This is a genomic window from Stenotrophomonas sp. SrG (assembly GCF_050031795.1).
GTDB lineage: Bacteria > Pseudomonadota > Gammaproteobacteria > Xanthomonadales > Xanthomonadaceae > Stenotrophomonas > Stenotrophomonas rhizophila_A.
This window is the reverse complement of the sequence record NZ_JBNBBE010000004.1, coordinates 186147-204913: the sequence shown is the minus strand read 5'-3', so window position 1 is coordinate 204913 and position 18767 is coordinate 186147. Positions and strand designations below refer to the sequence as shown.

The 18767-nt window shown below is 63.7% G+C and carries 15 protein-coding genes; 2 read left to right on the top strand and 13 right to left on the bottom strand.

Annotated features, from left to right (window positions below):
- Window positions 1-2: 2 nt before the first annotated feature.
- The 3 genes from ACQG3P_RS05770 to ACQG3P_RS05760 are packed head-to-tail and all read right to left on the bottom strand — an operon-like array spanning window position 3 to window position 4509.
- On the bottom strand, window positions 3-1514 hold the full coding sequence (locus ACQG3P_RS05770) for a glucosyltransferase domain-containing protein (RefSeq protein ID WP_426804464.1): 1512 nt from the start codon (window positions 1512-1514) through the stop codon (window positions 3-5).
- A 43-nt stretch (window positions 1515-1557) separates the two neighbouring features.
- Complete coding sequence (locus ACQG3P_RS05765) at window positions 1558-3081, bottom strand: glucosyltransferase domain-containing protein (protein WP_426804463.1); 1524 nt, start codon at window positions 3079-3081, stop codon at window positions 1558-1560.
- Window positions 3082-3117: 36 nt separating this feature from the next.
- Window positions 3118-4509, bottom strand: coding sequence for a hypothetical protein (locus ACQG3P_RS05760; protein ID WP_426804462.1), 1392 nt, complete (start codon window positions 4507-4509; stop codon window positions 3118-3120).
- A 153-nt stretch (window positions 4510-4662) separates the two neighbouring features.
- On the opposite strand from ACQG3P_RS05760, the gene ACQG3P_RS05755 reads away from it, so the two are divergent.
- Both ACQG3P_RS05755 and ACQG3P_RS05750 read left to right on the top strand, forming a co-directional pair.
- Window positions 4663-5637: a glycosyltransferase family 2 protein gene (locus ACQG3P_RS05755; RefSeq protein ID WP_426804461.1), complete on the top strand. Its 975-nt coding sequence runs from the start codon at window positions 4663-4665 to the stop codon at window positions 5635-5637.
- Window positions 5634-6038 (top strand): GtrA family protein, encoded by a 405-nt coding sequence (locus tag ACQG3P_RS05750; protein ID WP_426804460.1) that lies wholly within the window; start codon window positions 5634-5636, stop codon window positions 6036-6038. Before ACQG3P_RS05755 ends, ACQG3P_RS05750 begins: the two co-directional genes overlap by 4 nt.
- 19 nt (window positions 6039-6057) lie before the next feature.
- On the opposite strand, the gene galE is transcribed toward ACQG3P_RS05750, so the two are convergent.
- From galE to ACQG3P_RS05700, 10 genes are all read right to left on the bottom strand, one after another.
- Window positions 6058-7092, bottom strand: coding sequence for a UDP-glucose 4-epimerase GalE (galE, locus tag ACQG3P_RS05745; protein WP_426804459.1), 1035 nt, complete (start codon window positions 7090-7092; stop codon window positions 6058-6060).
- Between the two features lie 19 nt (window positions 7093-7111).
- Window positions 7112-8560: a glycosyltransferase gene (locus ACQG3P_RS05740; RefSeq protein ID WP_426804458.1), complete on the bottom strand. Its 1449-nt coding sequence runs from the start codon at window positions 8558-8560 to the stop codon at window positions 7112-7114.
- Window positions 8553-9308: a glycosyltransferase family A protein gene (locus tag ACQG3P_RS05735; RefSeq protein WP_426804457.1), complete on the bottom strand. Its 756-nt coding sequence runs from the start codon at window positions 9306-9308 to the stop codon at window positions 8553-8555. The genes ACQG3P_RS05740 and ACQG3P_RS05735 overlap by 8 nt, the downstream gene beginning before the upstream one ends.
- Before the next feature lie 220 nt (window positions 9309-9528).
- Window positions 9529-10239 (bottom strand): hypothetical protein, encoded by a 711-nt coding sequence (locus tag ACQG3P_RS05730; protein ID WP_426804456.1) that lies wholly within the window; start codon window positions 10237-10239, stop codon window positions 9529-9531.
- On the bottom strand, window positions 10236-11681 hold the full coding sequence (locus tag ACQG3P_RS05725) for a glycosyltransferase (RefSeq protein ID WP_426804455.1): 1446 nt from the start codon (window positions 11679-11681) through the stop codon (window positions 10236-10238). Before ACQG3P_RS05725 ends, ACQG3P_RS05730 begins: the two co-directional genes overlap by 4 nt.
- On the bottom strand, window positions 11678-12409 hold the full coding sequence (locus tag ACQG3P_RS05720) for a glycosyltransferase (RefSeq protein ID WP_426804454.1): 732 nt from the start codon (window positions 12407-12409) through the stop codon (window positions 11678-11680). The genes ACQG3P_RS05725 and ACQG3P_RS05720 overlap by 4 nt, the downstream gene beginning before the upstream one ends.
- A gap of 5 nt (window positions 12410-12414) precedes the next feature.
- Window positions 12415-14739 carry a hypothetical protein gene (locus ACQG3P_RS05715; protein ID WP_426804453.1) on the bottom strand — a complete coding sequence of 775 codons (2325 nt, stop codon included), beginning with the start codon at window positions 14737-14739 and terminating at the stop codon, window positions 12415-12417.
- Window positions 14740-14747: 8 nt separating this feature from the next.
- Window positions 14748-16586, bottom strand: coding sequence for a class I SAM-dependent methyltransferase (locus ACQG3P_RS05710; RefSeq protein WP_426804452.1), 1839 nt, complete (start codon window positions 16584-16586; stop codon window positions 14748-14750).
- Window positions 16583-18001: an ABC transporter ATP-binding protein gene (locus ACQG3P_RS05705; RefSeq protein ID WP_426804451.1), complete on the bottom strand. Its 1419-nt coding sequence runs from the start codon at window positions 17999-18001 to the stop codon at window positions 16583-16585. Before ACQG3P_RS05705 ends, ACQG3P_RS05710 begins: the two co-directional genes overlap by 4 nt.
- Window positions 17991-18749 carry an ABC transporter permease gene (locus ACQG3P_RS05700; RefSeq protein ID WP_426804450.1) on the bottom strand — a complete coding sequence of 253 codons (759 nt, stop codon included), beginning with the start codon at window positions 18747-18749 and terminating at the stop codon, window positions 17991-17993. Before ACQG3P_RS05700 ends, ACQG3P_RS05705 begins: the two co-directional genes overlap by 11 nt.
- Window positions 18750-18767: the final 18 nt, after the last annotated feature.

Sequence of the window (18767 nt, the reverse complement as noted above, 5' to 3'; positions counted from 1 at the left end):
CCTTACAGGCAGACCACCGCGTCGCCGGACGGTGTGATCGCCGTGTAGCCCTTTGAGGGCCAGAACGGAATCGAGTCACAGACCTTGATGTGTTCCGGTGTCGGCTCGACCGTAGTCAACGGATGGCCGGTCGTCATCCGCAGGATGCCCTGCTGTGAACCGGTGAGCGCGAAGGCCGTCATGTTGAGGTCCATGAAGGCGGTGGGAAGCGGCGCAGGGTGTGCCCAGCGCATGTTGCGGTTCACGATCGCGATCTTGGTCTGATCGTTGAACTCCGGATGCTCATTGAGCGAATGATAGATCTCGGCAGCCAACAGCTTGTCATAGCCGTTGACCAACATCTGGTCGCTGTGGATGCGGTGACCGATCGCGGCAGCGCCCAACAGCGACACTCCGACAGGTACCCCGATGGCCCATTGCTCCCAGCGGCCCCGGAAGAGGTAGAACAACCAGTAGACCCCCATGGACCAGACCACCACGATTCCGCCCAGTACACGTGGCACTGGCCACCACGCCTGGCCCACCGCGATAACACCGATGCCAGCCAGGGGAATCAATGCGGTCAGCGGCAGGCAGACCAGCGCTTGCCGCGGCCGTTTCACCACGACCCATACAACGAAAGCGGCCCAGCCCAGCACGGCAGCCGCCCACATCAGAGCCGACGCAACAGGTGCATCTTCCACGATGTAAGGCCGTGTCCAGAGGAAATCTGAAAGCTGGGTCAATTCGGCAAACCGGGAAGCGATCATGTCAAGGGCCAGCAGCTGGCTGCGACTGTCCTTGTGCAGACCAAAGGACGCGATCACGATCTTGTACAGCACCATGTACACCGCCAGCCCGACCACGGTCATGAGTACCGGGGCGAGAAACTCCCGATAGCGCTGCCACTCCCGCAGGGCGGCACCACGTTCGCGCACCAGCAACTGGATGGCGCCGAACAGCAGCATCAGGGCAATGTAGTTCAGCAACAACTGATACATCGACAATGCGAGGACCAGCAGGATCGTACTCAACCACCAGCGATCTGGACGACGTGCGGCCAGGAACGTGGCGCCAATACCCATGGCCGTCGCCAGCTGCGCGGTGAAGGACGCCTCGGAGAACGACAGGATTTCGGCCGAATACGGGTGCAGTGTCACCATCAGACTGGTCAGCACCAGACCCGTGCGTGATACCAGGCCAATACGGTCGAATGCAGTGAACACCAGCGGAACGGTTGCAGCGAAGCACGCAAGCCCGACGCCCTGCAGCAGGGTACCGAACGTGAGGGCATTGAAGCCGATCGCCTCACCCGCCTTGAAGACCGTGTACTGGCCAAAGCGGCCTTGGCCAAAGAGCTGCGACATGGTGGGGAAACCACGCACGTAGAAGTACGAGTCGATGGACAGCCCGTGCTGGACCACGAACGGAAGTCGCGCAAACAGCGTGACCAAGGTAACGATGATGCAGACCTGCAAGAGTCGGACTGCGGGATCCGACGTTCTGAAGGTCGTCAAAGAATGGAAGGTATTCATCTATGTCCTGAACCAAATCTCTATCTAAAAAGCCAACAACTGCTCAGAGGCACACCAGCACGTCGCCCGAGGACCGGGCAACCGCGAACCCGGTGTCCGGCCAGGCGGGCAGCGCTTCACACTGCCTAGTATCGGCAGAATCCGGCAAAACTACATGCAGCGTTCGGCCATTGGACAGCTGCAGCAGCCCCTTGATGGCGCGCTTGTCCGCGAAGGCCGTCAGGTTGAGGTCCATCCATGCACTCGCCAGCGGCAGTGGGTGCGACCAGCTCAGGCGGCGGTTGACCACGACTACCGGCGTCTGGTCATTGTAGGTGTCCAGCCGGATCAGCTCATCGTAGACCCGCTGGGCAAGCAGGCGATCGAAGGCGTTCAATTGAAGCTGGTCGCTGTGAACCCGGTGCCCGACGGCGGTGAACCCCACCAGCAGCATCGCAGCCGCCGCCAGCACCAGCAATCTCCCGAGGCGACCATTGACGAACCAGGCAAACCAATAGACGCCCATCGCCCACACCGCTACGATGCCACCCAATACCCGCGGGGCGGGCCACCAGACCGCAGCCACGCTCACCACGCCAAGCGCGGCGACCGGGACCAATGCCACGACTACCAGCGGCAGCACGACACCCGCGCTGGGGCGTGCCAGCAGCCGGACCAGCAGGAAGGCCCAGCCAGCGATGGCCATGCCCCAGAGCAGCGCCTTGGCCGCGGTGCCGTATGTCACCAGCAGGCTTCGATCCCACAGAAAACCGCCCAGCGCCGCAATGTCGTGAAGGCGTGCACCAACGTTCCCGATGGGCAGCAGACCGGCCCTGCTCACCTCGGTGGCACCCGTCAGGGCCACGAGAGCCTTGTGCAGGATCAGGTACGCCAGCACCGAGCCAACCAGCACCAGGCAGGAACGCAGGAGCGGGCGGTACTCCTCCCGGACCGCACCCCGAAAGCGGCCAACCCGCAGGTATATCTGCAGAAACCCGAACAAGATCATCAACGCCGCGTAGTTGATCAACACCTGGTACATGGACAAGGCAACGATCAGCATCACGCTGGCGAGCCACCACCAACGCGCGCGCCGCGCCACGATGAAGATGGACGCAATGCCCATGGCCGTCGCCAGCAGCGCTGTGAACGAGGCTTCCGAGAATGTGAGGATCTCCGCCGCATACGGATGCAGGGTCACCACCAGCCCGGCCAGGCAGATTGGAATCAGGCGATTCTGCTCGGGGCTTGCGAAGCCCGCAAACAACAACGGAGCGGTAAACGCGAAGACTGCCAGACCCACGCCTTGCAGGAGCGTTGCGAACGCCAACGGGTCGATGGCGAGCGCTCCGAACAGTTTGAACACTAGGAACTGGCCAAAGCGTCCCTGGCCTGCCAGCTGTTCAAACGTCGGCCAGCCGTCAAGATAGGCGTATGAATCGGTCGACATGCCGGGCGCAAGCACGAACGGCATGCGCGCCAGCAGGGTCAGCACCGTTACAACCGTGCACGCCACGAACAACCGACGAATGCCGGGGGTGGGAAGGAGTCGCGCCAGCAGCCCAGCCACGCGCGCAGCAATGTTCATGATCCAGACCTCTTCATACGATTCATCCAGCGGGGTTCAATAGGCACCGCCATTTCGGGGTGAGAGCACCCACACCAGGTGACGGTCGACTATCAGCCACTGCGGCACCTCCCGGCGCTGGTCGATGTCGCTTTGAATACGGGCACATAGCGCCTCGTCGCACGCTTTGGTGTAGAGCGACATATCCTTGTACAGGTAGTTCCTGAGCGCCCGATTGCTATGCAGCCAGCCCAACGTCGGGTTGGCGTGGACATCGCCAAAAATGATCACATCGTCGAATCTTCCAGCAGAGACCGCCTGCGCCCGGGCGATTTCCAGTCCCGTCCGCTCCATCGCCGGATAGACCTGGCGCGTACCCGAATACGCAGACTGCCAGCTCAGCAGGCCAGTGTAGGCAAGCGGCAAGGTGAGCAGCAGGCCCAGTACGATGGTTTTGCGCTCGTAGATCAGCAGGATGACCGGAATGCAGACCAGCAGCCAGAGCCAGACAGAGGAACGCAACGGCAACGACACGCCGGAAATGATCGAAAGCGACGCATCGATCCCCAGCAACAGGCAGCCAAACAGCAGCATTGCAAGGCACTGCCTGACCTGCAGCTTGTACCCGATGCACAGGGCAAACGCCACCGCTCCGGCGGTCAACGCTGGCCACAGTCCACGGGCTGCTGCAAACCAGCCCAGGTAGCGATCGATATTCCCCTCCAGGGTCCCGCCATGCAGGAGCGGAGTGGCTTGCCGCCATGTGGCAGGCTCAATGGAGAACGTGCCATGGAAGTGGTAGTTCAATGAGAAGACCAACAGCACCGCCAGCGCAAAGCTGGCGACATACACCATCGCCCCGAGGATTACGCTGCGCGGCCCGCCAGAGCAGCGCACGCCGTACATCAGAAGGAACAATGGCCCGAACGACGGATAGAACAGAAAACCTGCAATCACCGCGACGGCCATGACCAGGCAGCGCTGTGCATCGGACTGCACCCGCAGCAATGCCGCGCACCCCGCGAGCGTGACCAGGACCCCGGTCAACTGGGTGACGGGCCACTGCATGGTTTCGGCGGTCATGGGCGACAGGAAAATCAACAACGCACCCACTACGCCCGCCGACGGGGACACGACCCGTGCGATCAGCACGCACATCGTCGAGAAGGCAACCAGGTACAGCCCGAATGCGCCTTTGATGCTGAGATGGTGGCTGAACTTCGCCCACACAAAGTTGCCCCAGCGGCCTTCGGAGCCTGCCTTGCTCAGGGGTGTCTCGAACCCCTGATCGAAGCCGGAAAGGAGCCAGTCGAATTCATCATGGGCGACGAAGGGCGCCGTGAGCTGCCCCAAGCTGTACATGCCCAGCAGGATGAGGATGGCATACAGGAGATAACTACGGTCCAGACGATCAAGCGCATACCCGCAATAACGCGCAAGTTGATTCAATTCACACCTCGTGTGTCCGTGAGCGCCGACTTGACTTGGCCAGGGCCGGCCTCCCTCAGAGGCGCTGGGTGCGTCGCCCCCCCGCCGTGCACTGCCCCGGGTTCACACCTATACTACCTGACTGAGCGAAGCATCCTCCAGAATGGGCAGGCCATGGCGAACAACATAGGTACCGATGACTCGGTTGGCCTGATCGACCTTTCAATCGTTGTACCGGCCTACCGCAGCGAGAAGACCCTGGCCGCGCTGGTCGCGGCGATCGATGCCGCGATCGGCGGTCGCTACACGCTGGAGTTGATCCTCGTGAACGACCGGAGCCCCGATGGCTCCTGGAAGGTTGCCAGCGAGCTCGCGCGCACCCATACCTGGGTACGCGCGTTGAATCTCCGCAAGAATGTCGGCCAGCATATGGCGATCTTCGCGGGCCTGCGGGAATGCCGCGGCCGGGTCATCGTCACCATGGACGACGACCTGCAGCATGCGCCGTCGGATATTCCCACGCTGGTGGAAGCCCTGGATGACGAGCACGATGTCTGCTACGGGACCTTCCTCGGGCGCAAGCACGCGGCCTGGAAAGTCCTTGGAAGCCGCTTCAACGACCGAGTTGCGACCTGGCTGCTGCAGAAGCCCAAGGGCCTGTACCTGTCTCCGTTCAAAGCGATGCGCCGCGGCGTGCGCAACGAAGTGGTCGCGTTCCGCGGGCCGGCGATCTATCTGGACGGCCTCATCCTCTCCGCCACGTCGCGGATCACCACGCGCACGGTGGGTCACCACGCCCGCGAGGATGGCAGTTCCGGCTACAGCCTGAAGAAGTCCATTTCGCTGTGGCTGAAGATGGCGACCAGCTTCTCGGTGGCACCGCTGCGCATGGCCTCGCTCACCGGAATGGCCATTTCGGCCGCGGGCTTCGTATTCGCGGCCGTCATCGTGGCGCATAAACTGCTGGACCCCAGCGTTGCCGTGGGCTGGTCTTCACTGATCGTGGCCATCCTGATCATGGGCGGTGTGCAACTGCTGGCACTGGGTGCCATCGGTGAGTATGTGGGTCGCATCCTGCTGAACTTCACCACGCCCACCCAGTACTCGATTGCCGAGCGCGTCGAGGAGACCCCGGACCCCCTGCCGTGAGGCCGGATGAGGCCAAGCTGCTGTTCTGGAAGCTGGTCAGGTTCGGCGCGGTGGGCGGAACCAGCACGCTGCTGTTTGCCGCGCTGACCTGGCTGATGGTCGAGAAAAGCGGCATGCACCCGGTGCTTGCAACGGTGGCGGCCTATTTGCTGCTGCTGGCGCCAAACTTTCTGGCCCACAAGTACTTCACTTTCGCCTCGAACGGGGAAGTGGCGCGTGAGTCTGGCAAGTTCCTCGTGGTGCATGGCCTCAATATCGGTTTGTCAGCCGGCGGCATGGCGGTAATCTCGCACGCGCAGCTTGATTACCGCTGGGGCATTCTGTTCTCGGCCATCGCGGTGCCGGTCATCGTCTTCATCGTGATGAACTTCTGGGTATTCCGGGTTTCGCAGAAGCAATGAGCAGCGCTGGCCGCGGCGCTTAGGCCACGGCCGGATCCAACGCATCCCTGCCCGAGCAGGCCTGCTGCCACCGCCAGGCATCGGCGCAGATATCCAGAAGCGACTTTTCGGCGCGCCACCCCAGCACGTGGTTGGCCCGGGACGGGTCGGCCCAGCACTCACCAATGTCACCCACCCGCCGCCCCTGGCGCTGGTAGGGAATTGCATGGCCGACCACGGACGAGAAGGTTTCGATCAGTTCCAGCACCGAGTAGCCGCGCCCGGTGCCCAGATTGAGGGTCAACTCGCGCGCCTCATTGCGGACCAGCGCGTCCAGCGCGGCGACATGGGCCTTTGCCAGGTCGACCACGTGGATGTAATCGCGCACCCCGGTTCCGTCCGGCGTGGCGTAGTCGTCGCCAAAGACGCGGATGTAGTCGCGCTGGCCTGCAGCGGTCTGGGTGATGTAAGGCGCCAGGTTGTTGGGCACGCCCCGCGGCAGCTCGCCGATCAGCCCGCTGGGATGTGCACCCACCGGATTGAAGTAACGCAGGATGGCTGCACTGAGCGAGGCACCCGGCGCCGCTACGCAATCACGGATCAGCCACTCACCGATCAGTTTCGTGCGGCCGTAGGGATTGCCGGGGTTCACGGGCGCGCTTTCCGGCACCGGGCAGGCTTCAGGCTGCCCATACACCGTCGCCGACGAGCTGAACACAATGCGCGCGCACCCCACTTCCTGCATTGCCTCCAGCAGGGTTGCCGTCCCCCCCACGTTGACGTCGTAGTACCGGGCCGGCAGCTCGGCACTTTCAGATACCGACTTCAGCGCGGCAAAATGAATCACCGCATCGGGCTGGAATCGCTTGAGCGTGGCCAGGAGTGCGGCGTGGTCGCGGATATCCAGTTCGTCCAGCGCCAACGGCTGCCCGGTGATGCGCTCGATGCGCTCGACGATCCAGCGCTCGCTGTTGCAGAAGTTCTCGACCACCTGCACGTCATGCCCGGCAGCGACCAGTTCCACGACGGTGTGCGAGCCGACAAAGCCGGCGCCGCCAGTTACAAGAACCTTCATTTTGCAGCCTCTCTTGGCATCATGCGTAGCCGACCACCTGGTCGGTAGAAGTACTTTTCTTCGGCACCAGGTAACCGTCAAGTGCCTGCAGTGCCGCGGTGAAACCAGACCATTGGCGGTTGCGTGCAAGCGACTCGAGCTGGCGCTGAACGAGCTGATCGCGCAGCGCCGGCGCCGCCCGCAACTGCTCCAGCCGCTGTACGAAGGCATCGATGTCCTCCGGCTCACTGATCAGGTCAGCGGCAGCCAGGAAGTCCACGATGCCGCCGACGGCCGGGGCGCAGATCGGCAGCCGTGCGGCCGCGACGTCGAACAGGATGGTCGGGGTGCCTTCCCAGGCCGTGGTATGCAGATACGCGAAGTGGCGCTCACTGGCTACCGATTCCAGACGCTGGAATTCGCCATGCAGGGTCACATTGGGCAGCGACCGGAGCGCACCCAGGTCCTGCGCCGCGGCGCCGGACATTACTTGCGCGCCATAGACATCGAAGTGAACGCGCGGCATCCGCGCGGCGATGGCGGCCAGCAGATCGGGACGCTTCTGGCGATCGAGGCGACCGGCCCACAGCACGCGATCCGCCCCCACCCCACTCAGCGCGGCAGCCGAACGCCCCGGTAGCTGCCCGTCGTAGGGGAAGGGAACGACGGTGAACAGAGCGGCCGGAACGCCCAGCTCCCGGCTCCAGATCTGCGGGTAACGCGAGTTATCGCAGATCACCGCCGACAGGTAGGGGTAGCAATAACGCAGATAATCGCGCGCGTACCCCACCGGGTTCATCCGCTCATCGTAGTCGTCGCAGAAGATCGATGCGTACAGGCGTGAGTGCTGGGTAAGCGCCAGGCCATGGCGGACAACCGTTTCCCAGCCCACGCGCGAATTGACCAGATGCACCAGCGGCGACCGCAACTGGATGAGCAGCCGTGCCATCACCGCAACCTGTTGGTTGAAATCCAACGATGCAACCGCGTGGGCAAAGTCCACATGTGTTGCCTGCCTCGGGAGCCGCGAGGCCCAGGGCGATGACGAATGCTCCGTGGTCAGCACCAGGATCCGCGCGGACGGGTCATGTTCGGCGATGGCGTTTGCGTGATAGATGATGCCGCGATCCGCACCGCCCTGCTTCAGCCACGGAATGACCAGGACGTGGCTGTAGGGCTCCCCGCCGATGGCGTTTGCGAGTTCCGCGTACGCCTCGCCCGGCGCAACATGCATCGGGACCGAGTAGAACGCATATCGGTTGAAGTCGGTACCCGGAGGCAGCAGTTCCGGCTCCATCGCGGCCAACCGGGTCATCTCTTCCTGCAGCCAGAGCGGCATCGCCGGTGCGCCGCTCGGCAGCACGGATCCGGCATCGGCGCGAGGGGCATGGGCGCCGAACAGCAGGGAGAAGAAGCGCCGTGCCAGCTGCGCCAGGCGGCGCGTGTAGCGGTTGCGTACCCATCGATTGTGCGTCAGGCGATCAAGCACGGCTGCTTCCCCCGGTGCGGGCGCGACCCAGCGCAAACAACGACGTCCGCGGAATGACCGTCTTCAGTGCGTGGCTGGCCTCGTTGAGCGAGCCGTGCCACTTGCGCCGGTAGAAGTAGGCCGAGCCCCATGCCAGGCGATGGACCACGCCACGGGCGATGGTCTCGCTGTTCCAGTACCAGTCTTCGTAACCAAACCCGGTTTTACGCGGGTAGCAGGCCACGTAGGGAATGGTTTCATACAGCTCGCGGGTGGAGAATGCCGCACTGATCCACGGGTTGACCGTCAGCAAGGCACGCTCGTCGTAGTAGTCGCCGGCCTGATCGACCTGCCAGTTGTAGGCGCTGTACATGCCGAAGCTCAGGACCATCTCCGGATGCAGCACGAAGCGCCCATCCATGCGCGCTGCTTCCTTGAGGTGCATCAGGAAATAGCCCGTGGAGATCAGGTCATCGCCGTCCAGCGTGCAGATGTAGTCCGCACGGCTGGCAGCCACGCCGGCGTTGCGCGCCAGGGCCAGGTCACCCACCTGGGTTTCGACGATGGTTTCACTCCCATCCAGGTCGGGGTGACCCATGACGAACTGCCGGGTCTGCGGGTCGGCGCGGTCGAGAACAAGTACCAGCTGCACCTCGACGCCTTCGCGACGGGCTGTATCCCGCGACAATGCGTAAGACCTCAGCGCGGTGTGCGCGAGAATACCCTCACCGTGGAAGGTCACGATCGCACTCAACGCCGGCGCGCTCATCCTCCGCTCCTGCGGACCGACGGGATTACCACACGCCGCTTGCTCTTCGCATTCATTTTGCGCCACCGATTCCCATGATTACTGCCGAAGTCGAGGGTCATTCCTGCGACCAGCCGTTGATGATACTTGCGAGTGCAGAATCCGGGTGGATTCTGCGATGCCCAGCTGGCCAGATTCCTGAACAAGCTGCGCACCTGCCTTCCGGCCAGCCCCGACCAACTCAATCGTCGCCAGAACCTGGCCGGCCGCCGTAATACTTGCCGAGCAGCCTGCGCAGGTAACCCTCACCCAGCGGTACGCCACAGGACAGTGCGGCGCGCTGGCAGTCACGGGTGTCGATCGGGAATGCCACCCCCCGCTCAAGTACCGAATAATTGCCCTGCTGGCCCAGTACGTGCTCCATGCTGCGGACAATCTCCAGCATCTGGGTGGAGTGGGTATCGGCCAGCGACATCATTGCGGGATAGTCGCCAGGGTGGCGCAACACGTGGGTACCGAGGATCGCGACATCTTCAATGTCGATCAGGTTGCGCTCCGCCCGCGCCCACACGTCAAATGACTCACCCGACCTGATGCGTGCGTGAAGGAAGTTGGTCAGGGTATGCGGGTTTCCACCTGTACCGACCACCTGCGGAAGCCGGAACACCTGTCCCCGCGGATCGGCCAGGATGCGCGCTTCCATCCGCGCCTTGTGCTGCAGATAGGGCGTCTGCTGCTCCGCCGCGTTCCCGACCGCACAACTGCCGAAATATACGATCCGCTCGATGGCCGGATTGGAGATTACTTCGCCGAGCAGTTTCTCCTCGCGTGCGAATGCCGCTGGATCCGACTCGGCTGAATTGGAAACACCGGCAGCGACGATCGCCGTAGTTGCGTCGTGCTGCCAGCAGGTGGCGAAGGCCGTGGCGACCAATCCTCGTCCGATGATCACGTTGTGCTTCCTTGTTGACTGATGCGATGCAAGGCCTGGGCTTCAACAGGCAGGTAATGCGCAATTGTTTGCAGGGCGTGAATGAAATCTTCCCAGCTCCGTCCATTCGACAGCGCGTCGTATTGCTTCCGCCGGCGCAGGCGGCGCAGCTGCGGATCTTCGCGGAGGCGCTCCAGTCGATTCTGGAAGGCACCGACATCCCCGGGGTCATCGACGAGCCAGGAGTGCTCGATCAGATCAACGACGCCGCCGACTGCGGGCGCGACGATGGGGACGCCCGCTGCAGCAGCATCCAACAGGATGGTGGGCAGGCCTTCCCAGGCACTGGTGAACAGGTATGCCGCGTGGTCCGGCCGCAGGATGCTCTCGAAATGGCTGAAGGCCCCGTGCAGCGTGACATTCGGCAGCGACGTCAGCAGCGCCAGTGCAGGATCGGTCGACCCCAGGTCGGAAACCCCGTGTACATCGAATGGAACCGTTGGCATGGCCCGCGCGGTGGCCGCCAGCACATCCAGCCGCTTCTGGCGATCAAAACGGCCCGCCCACAGTACCCGCGGAACGCCCGGAATCTCATAGGGGTCGGTCTTTTCCCTGACAGGTCCGGCATGCGGGAACCGAAGTACCGAGAAGAGATCGAGCGGGACCCCCAGCTCGTGGGCCCAGCGAACGGGATAGACCGTGTTGTCGCAGAACACGCGCGTCAAATGCGGATGGCACTCGCGCAGGTAACTGCGGGCATATCCCACCGGCACCATGTCGGTGGAGTAGTCGTCGCAGTACAAGGAGGCGAACAGCTTCGACTCCTGCCGCAGGGCAAGGCCGAAGGTCTTGAACGATTGCCATGCGACCCTGGAGTTGATGGTGTGAATCACCTCCGGCTGCATCTGGACCAGCAAGCGCGTGAGCAGCTGCACCCTTCCTTCGAGCACCATGCTGCCGACAATCCGTCCAAACGATACAACCTTTATCCCTTCAGGCACTCGGTCGAGCCACGCCGACTCCACATCCTCCGTGAGCAGCAGCAGGATGTTCTCGACCGGCATGCTCTCGGACCACGCCTTGAGGTGGTGAAGCGCGCCGCGATCCGCTCCGCCCCGTACCAGCCACGGCAGCACCATGACATGGGAAAAGTAACGTGCGCCGACAGCGGCCTGCAGCTCACGATAGAGCTCACCTGGCTTGGTCAGAAAGGGCACACCGTAGTAGCCGTATGGGTGGGGTTCGCCGTGCTCTCCGACCAAGGCAGGTTCGATGCTGGCGAGTGCGACCATTTCCTCGCGCAGCCACGCGGGGACCTCCTGGCGTCCATGGGCCGTAAGCGTCGCAACACGTTGCAGCCGGCGCCCCACCCAGCCCAGAATACGACCAAGCTCTGCGCGGGGATTCCTGAAGAGCTGGCGAACGCTGACCCGACGCGCAAGACCCATCACCCTGCCGATCATGAGCGCCTCCACGTACCGAACAGGTCCGTTGGCGGAATGACCGCTTGGAGCGCGCTGGAGTTCTGGTTCATCGATCCGCTCTGCTTGACCCGATAGAAGTACGCTGTTCCGGGCACGACGAGGTGCTCGTACCCAGCGGCAGTGGTCTGGCAACCCCAGTGCCAATCTTCGAAGCCAAAGCCGGTCTGTCGAGGGAAGCAGGCTACGTAGGGCAATGTCTCGAACACGTCCTTACGTGCAAAAACCGCGCTGATCCATGGATTGACGGTCATCAGCATATCGGTGGTGAACGGCATCGAGCGCTGATCGACCTGGTGGCTGAAATGCTCGGTCGCACCAAAACTCACGACAATCTCGGCGTGCAGGACCAGGCGCCCCGGCGTAGTACGCGCGAACTCCACATGGCGCTGGAAATAGTCGCGGCTGATGAGGTCATCGCCATCGAGCGTGCATACGAAGATGCCCGATGCATGACCCACACCCAGGTTGCGCCCAAGCCCACAGTCACCCACCGATATATCGAGAATCAGCTCGGTGCCATCGAGGTCTGGATGATTGCGCACAATGTGGCTGGTCGCCGCATCGGCGTAGTCCAGCAGCAGGATCATCTGCACGCTGACGCCGCTTGCCTGCGCCCGATTGCGTGAGAGCAGGTAGCTCCGCAACGTGGCGTGCGCGAGGATGCCTTCATTGTGGAAGGTCACGATAGCCGTCAGGTCAATGGCCATCCCGTTCACTTCCGACCCAGCACGAAGGAAAGCGCGCGCAGCACGTTTCTCACCAGGCCCTTCAGCGGCAGGCGATTGAGTGCTGTCGCCAGCCTCGACATCTCATGCGCAATCGAATCGATCGGGACCGAACCCTGCCCCTGTCGATCCATGATCGCGCCGGTAGCCGCACTGAGATGCTGAGCTGCATCGATCAGATGTTCGTACGAAGCGAGCAGCTGCCGGTGGGCGCCGATCAATTGCCGATTGGCGTCCCCCAGGCGTTGATGATCGTGGGTCAGCTGTTCGTACTCGGCACGCGCACCGTCCAGCTGCTGCGCGAGAGCAGACCTTTCGGCAACCGCCTGCAGATGCGCCAGACGGAATGCGGCGCGCATCCCATGGGCGTCGACAGCAAGTGCCTGCGCGGTCGAATCGAGGTGTTGAATCACCCTTTCGCGACTGGAGAGCTCGGTATCGAGCTGTTGGATCGCCTGTTCACGACTGGCGAGCTCGGCGTTGAGCTGGTGGTACTGGCCGTCCAGCCAGTCCTTGGCGTTCTGCAGGTTGTCCTCCCATGCCTGTCGACGCTGCTGGTCGGTACGCGCCTCCTGCAGCTGCTGCCGCCATGACCTGTTTGCCCATTGCCAGGCCAGGCCCGGGCGCAGTGGCGTTTCACTGGTCAGGCGCAATGCCGAGGCAAGGCAACCCGCTTCATCCATGACCAGGGCGAATTCGGGCATGCCGAAGGTTTCCGGCCGGCCGGGATCGCCTACGACGGCTGTCCAGTCCGGCTGCGAGGCGAGTCGCCGGGCCTCATCCAGGCCTCGCGCCCAGGCCTGACGGGCGGCAGCGACATCGCCACGACCGAAATGGATCCAACCCAAACGCACGGCAGCGGCCGTCGTTTTCGTGCCAAGCAGGGGGCTGAAGTCGAGCACGTCGAAGGCAAGCACCCGTTCGTACAACACGGCGGCGCCTGGCAGGTCCCCGCTGGACTGGATCAGGGTCGCAGAAGCAAAGGCCAGCGAGACCTGCCATCGCAGCATGGTCGGATTGCGCGCGGGCCCGTCAATGTAGCGCTGGGCGGCGGCCAGCAACTGCCCTCGGGCGCCGCCCGCAAGGGCCGCCGGGTCGTACAGCAGCACGCACAGCGCAGCGCCGTAGTCCGCGCTGTCCACCGGCGCGTCCCGCATCACCTGTCGTGCGATCATTCTGCGCGAAGCGGACGATTCCAGCCGCAGTCCGACCGAAACGATCAGACGAACCAGGCTGGCATCCAGGTAATCGCGCTGGAACGCAATCGCATTCGGTGCATCCAGCGTCGGATCCTGCGTGATGCCCGCGCCGTCGATCTTCACCGCCATCAGGACCAATGCGTCGGCCGAGGCAACACTGTCGGGGTCGATGGCCAGGTGGCCCGCCGGGTCAGGCGCAACTTCCACGAACTGTTCCGGTCCTGCGGGTCGATCAAAGCTCTGCCACCAAGCACGATCGATCACCATGCCCCGCTGCTCCAGCGTTGCCAGCAACCCGCGCAGCTCCGGATTGCGTCCCGATGGCAACGGTACCTCCACCACAAAGCGCCCGCTGCGCACCAGCACATCGTGGGCATGCTGCAACGTTTCCGCCCAATCGGAGGCGTCTTTCGACAAACGCGCAATGACCACGTCCACGGGTGGGCAGGTAGTGTGCCAGCGCGCCTTGTCCAGCCATTCCACGCCCGGCTGGATGGCGCCTGCAGACGCGCGGTCACCGATCACCCCCAGCCAGCGGCACCGCGACTGCTGCACCAGGACCCGCCATCGATCATCGCGAGCCGCGTCGGTGGCCAATACCGCGTCGCCTGGCCGTACGAGCGCCGCTGCCAGGCCGTAATAGCTGGCACGAGGCAGCGAATCAGCGTCGGCCGTGCTGACACCGGCGCGGGACAGCATATGTACTCGAACGTCCTGCGGTGCTCCCGGCAAGGTAAAGACAGCGGGATGCTGCTGCCAGCCCTTCCCGGCAGCCAGCCCAACCGCGATATTGAATCGCGCGTCGGGCCCAGCCGACCCGACCAGCACCAGCGTATTTACTTCGTGACCCAGGTCCACAAGCGCGGCGCGGGCATCCGCCGACGCCACCCAGGCGACGACCACGTCCCCCGCGACCGTCGAGCCCGCCAGCGTCCCGGCATGGTCAACCTCACATCCCGCTGCCCGCAGGAAGGCCGCCAGCGGGAACAGCTCGGCACCCACCAGGTGAACGCGGCATGGACCCACCGCGCGAAGGCAGTACTCGGCAAGGTCGGCAGCCACCAACGGGGTGAGCAAAGCAACCGGGGTGTCGGGCGGGGCCGTGGGGCTCATCGCTGCAGTCACGGCGTGCCGTCGGGGGAAGAAGCGGTCACGGCCGTCACTGCCTCGTTCAAGCGCTGCACCTCGGCGGTAAGGGCATGGTACTGCCCATCCAGCCACAGACGGGCCGCTTCAAGCTCGGCCGTGTAGCGCTCCAGTTCACTGATGCGCTGCATGTGCTCGTGGAACTTGCCGTCCAGCCACGCCTTGGCCTCCATCAACTGGCGCACGTCCCGCGCCCCGACATTGATCTGCTCGGCCCCGTCTACAGGGCCGGAGAGCACCGCACGGTCGTCGTTGTCGGAGACAAGCGCGATATCAGCGCCCATCAGGCTGGACATCGCCGTTGCATGCGACTGCCGCTGACGGTGCAGCGCGCCCGGCCGCGGTGGCTTGCCGCCCGCCAGCTCGACAGCGGCAAGATGCAACAGGCCCGCGGCGTCGGCGTCCGCAGAATCGACCGACAGTGCTTCGTGGGCGCTCGCACGTACGCTGTCCCAATGGCTCCGGGCGACATCAGCGTCACCGGCCGCAGCCAGAACCGAAGCCGCGAATGCCTGCGCGCGCGCGCGCAACAACGGGTCGGGAGCGTTGAACTCGGCGCTGACCTGCGCCAGCGCCGCGCTGCTTCGCCCTTCGGCCAGGAGCGCACGCGCACGCGACAGCGCATCCAGCATGCCCTGCTGCGGCGCACCGGCCTTCCGCGCCAGCACCAGCAGCCATTCTCCGTCGCAGCCGGGGCCAACAGCCGGATCGATTTCCAGCATCGAACGGGCCGTCAAATGCCGCTTCTGCCCGCCGCCCGCATCCTGCAGCCACGCCTTTTCGATGACGAAGCCATTGCGCTGGAACTGCGCCAGCAGGCGCGGCCAGTCGTAGACGTGGAAGTGGAACGGATTCGGATCCTCACCGGTTTCGTCAGACCAGTCGTTGGGCACACTCGCGTATACCCGACCCTGCGGGGACAGCACGCGATGCAGTTCGGCCAGCAGCCGATCCGGCTCGGGGAGGTGCTCCAGCGTCTCTACCGACACGGCGAAATCGGCCGATCCGTCCGCCATTCCGGACAGGTTCTGCGCGTCGCCGACGATGAAGTTCATGGGTGTCGGTGAAACCGAGGCGAAATTGATGTTCGCGTAATCGACCGCATAGTCGCTGGCATCCAGACCGGTGAAGAATGCGGCGGCGCTGTTGTGGGCCAGCTGGTAGGAACCATAGCCAAGGCCGCAGGCCACGTCGATGACACGGTCGCCGGCCCGGATGAACTGCGCCGCCTGGGCGTAACGGGTCATGTGCGCATCGGAGCGACGTCCCGGCTCGCGGGTCATGTCGGTATGCAGGTCGCGTTCTTCTTCCAGCGCCTTGAGCGGATACACCGCCAGGGCCTGCTCGGGGACGCGCTCAAAGGAGGTCATCAGGAGACCCGTGACGCGGTCCAGCTCACCGTAAGGGGCCACCCGCTCGTTGAGCGGATGCTTGCGCCACTCTGCCTTGATGACCGCGGCCTCCCAGAAAGCGCGACTGCCCGCGACGGCAGCGGCGCCCACCACCACCAGGCAGACCGGACCGGCCAGGCCTGCCAGCGCAGCGCTGAGGCGATCATCCGCCTGCGCGGCATCCACCTGCTCCACGACGAGGATGGCCGCCGCGGCAGGGCGCCCGTCAGCGCTGTCCTGGACCGCCACGCCGGCCTGGCGCAGGGCGCGCAGCAGGCCGGGCGTAGCGTCGCCGAGCACGGCTACGGGGCCGACAGGCAACCATGCAAGCAGGCGCGCCACGGCCACGCGGATCGCAGCCGGGGTGAGCGCGGAATGTGCATCGCTGAAGTTCATATCCATAGCAGGGCCTTCCTGATTCATTCGGCGTCGGCGACCACGGCACGCATGCGCAGGTCACTGACGCCACCAAAGGTGTATTCCTTCTGCCGCATGCCCACCTGGAAGAAGGCTGCTTCGTCGCGCCAGTGCAGCATGCGCTGGGCACCGCCGAAGCGTTCAAGCTCCTCGGACACCGAGACCTGGACTTCATAGAAGTTCACGCCGAGCGCACAGTCGAACTCGAAGCGAACCACGAACGGCTCGTCGGCGCGGAAGGTGGTTCCCCAGATGCCCGGGTGGTCCTTTCCTTCTTCAGACCACTCCGTCACGTCCTGATTGAGCGTCCCCCAGGAATAGAGCTTGACCCCTTCTTTGTTGCGCAGGCGTACGTTGATGTTGAGCTTGTCCATGTCACGGATTGGACGTGCGGTGACCTCGATCACCACCCGCTCGCGTGGAAGGAAATACGCGCATTCGTCACCCTGCCCGTCGAATACCCGTACCCGCTCGACGACACAGTCGTAGTCCCCGAAGGACAGCTTGTCGCTGCGCACACCAAGCACGGGTGAACCTTCATGCACGGGCACTTCCGCGGCATCCTCGACCACCGCCTGCGCTTCAACGATCTTCTGCGCATGCTGCAGGTGCTGCGCACTGATGGAAGCGTAGTAATCGCGTTCGTCATCATGCAGCTGCTTGCGGTACTCCAGCACGACTTCCGACGAAGGCCCGGCCGCGCGCACGGTACCGTCGCGCAGCAGGATGGCATGGTCGGTCAACGTGCGGATCGACTCCTGGTCGTGCGAAACCAGCAGCAGCGTGCAGCCATTGGCCCGCAGCGCTTCCATCTGCTGGAAGCAGCGCTTCTGGAACAGGGCATCGCCCACCGCCAGCGCCTCGTCGACGATGAGGATGTCCGGCTCGACCTGCGTCTGCACCGCAAAGGCCAGGCGCAGCATCATGCCGCTGGAATAGGTCCGCACCGGCTGGTCGATGAAATCGCCGATATCGGCGAACGCTGCAATGGCATCGAAACGCTGCATCACCTCGCGCTCGGTCAGGCCCAGGATCATGCCGTTCAACACGACGTTTTCCCGGCCGGTGAAGTCCGGATTGAAGCCACTGCCCAGTTCCAGCAGCGCCGCGATGCGCCCGTTCACCTGCGCCTTGCCAAGGGTGGGCGCCAGCGTGCCGGCGATGATCTGCAGCAGGGTGGATTTGCCCGAGCCGTTGCGGCCGATGATGCCAACGGCGTCGCCCCGCTTTACTTTCAGGCTGACGTCGCGCAGCGCCCAAAATTCACGCCCGCGCTGCCGCGACGACCACTCACCGCTTCCGGGCAGCATGCGCCCCAGCCGAGGCAACAGCATCTGCAGCAACCGGTCTGACGGCTTGTCGAAGATATTGAAGACCTTGCTGACATTCTCGATATCGATAACCAAATCTTCAGACGACATCGGCGAAAGCCCTCCGGGTCCGCTGGAACCACCAATAACCAAAGAAGAAGATGCCCACCGACCAGGCCACCGCCCAGCTGTACAGGCCCCAGTCCGGCAGCGTGCCGCTGACGATCAGCGCGCGCATCTGCTCGACGTACACGGCCAACGGACTGAGGCGCATCCACTTCCCTATGTACTCAGGGAAGATGATCGACGGGTAAAGAACCGGGGTGAGGTACTGAAGTACGCGCGCAAGCAGGCCGGCAATCTGATCCACGTCGCGGAAAAAGACGCCCAGGGACGCAAACAGGTACGTGACACCCATGGTCAAGGCCAGCATCGGCAGGACGAGGATCGGCAACAGCACGACCTGCCAATGCAGCCCGAAACTACTGAAAACAAGGAATGCCACCAACGCGATGGTTGCCACGCCCGCGTTGTAGAGCGAAGACAGAACCACCACCGGCGGCAGTACTTCCAGCGGAAACACCACTTTCTTGACCAGGTTAGGATTGCTGAGCACGGCGCTCGGCGCCCGCGTCAGCGATTCCGCGAAGAAGTTGTAGACGATCAGCCCGATGAACAGGAGGACCGCGTAGTCCACCTTTGTGTGTGTCTCGATACCTTTCCACTTGGCACTGAAAATAGTGGAAAAGATGACCGTATAGATGGCCAGCATGATGAGCGGCACGAGCACGCCCCACAGCGCACCGAGCAGAGAATCCTTGTACTTCTTCTTGATGTCCCGGCCGGTAAGGCTCAGCATCAATTCGATGCGTCGACC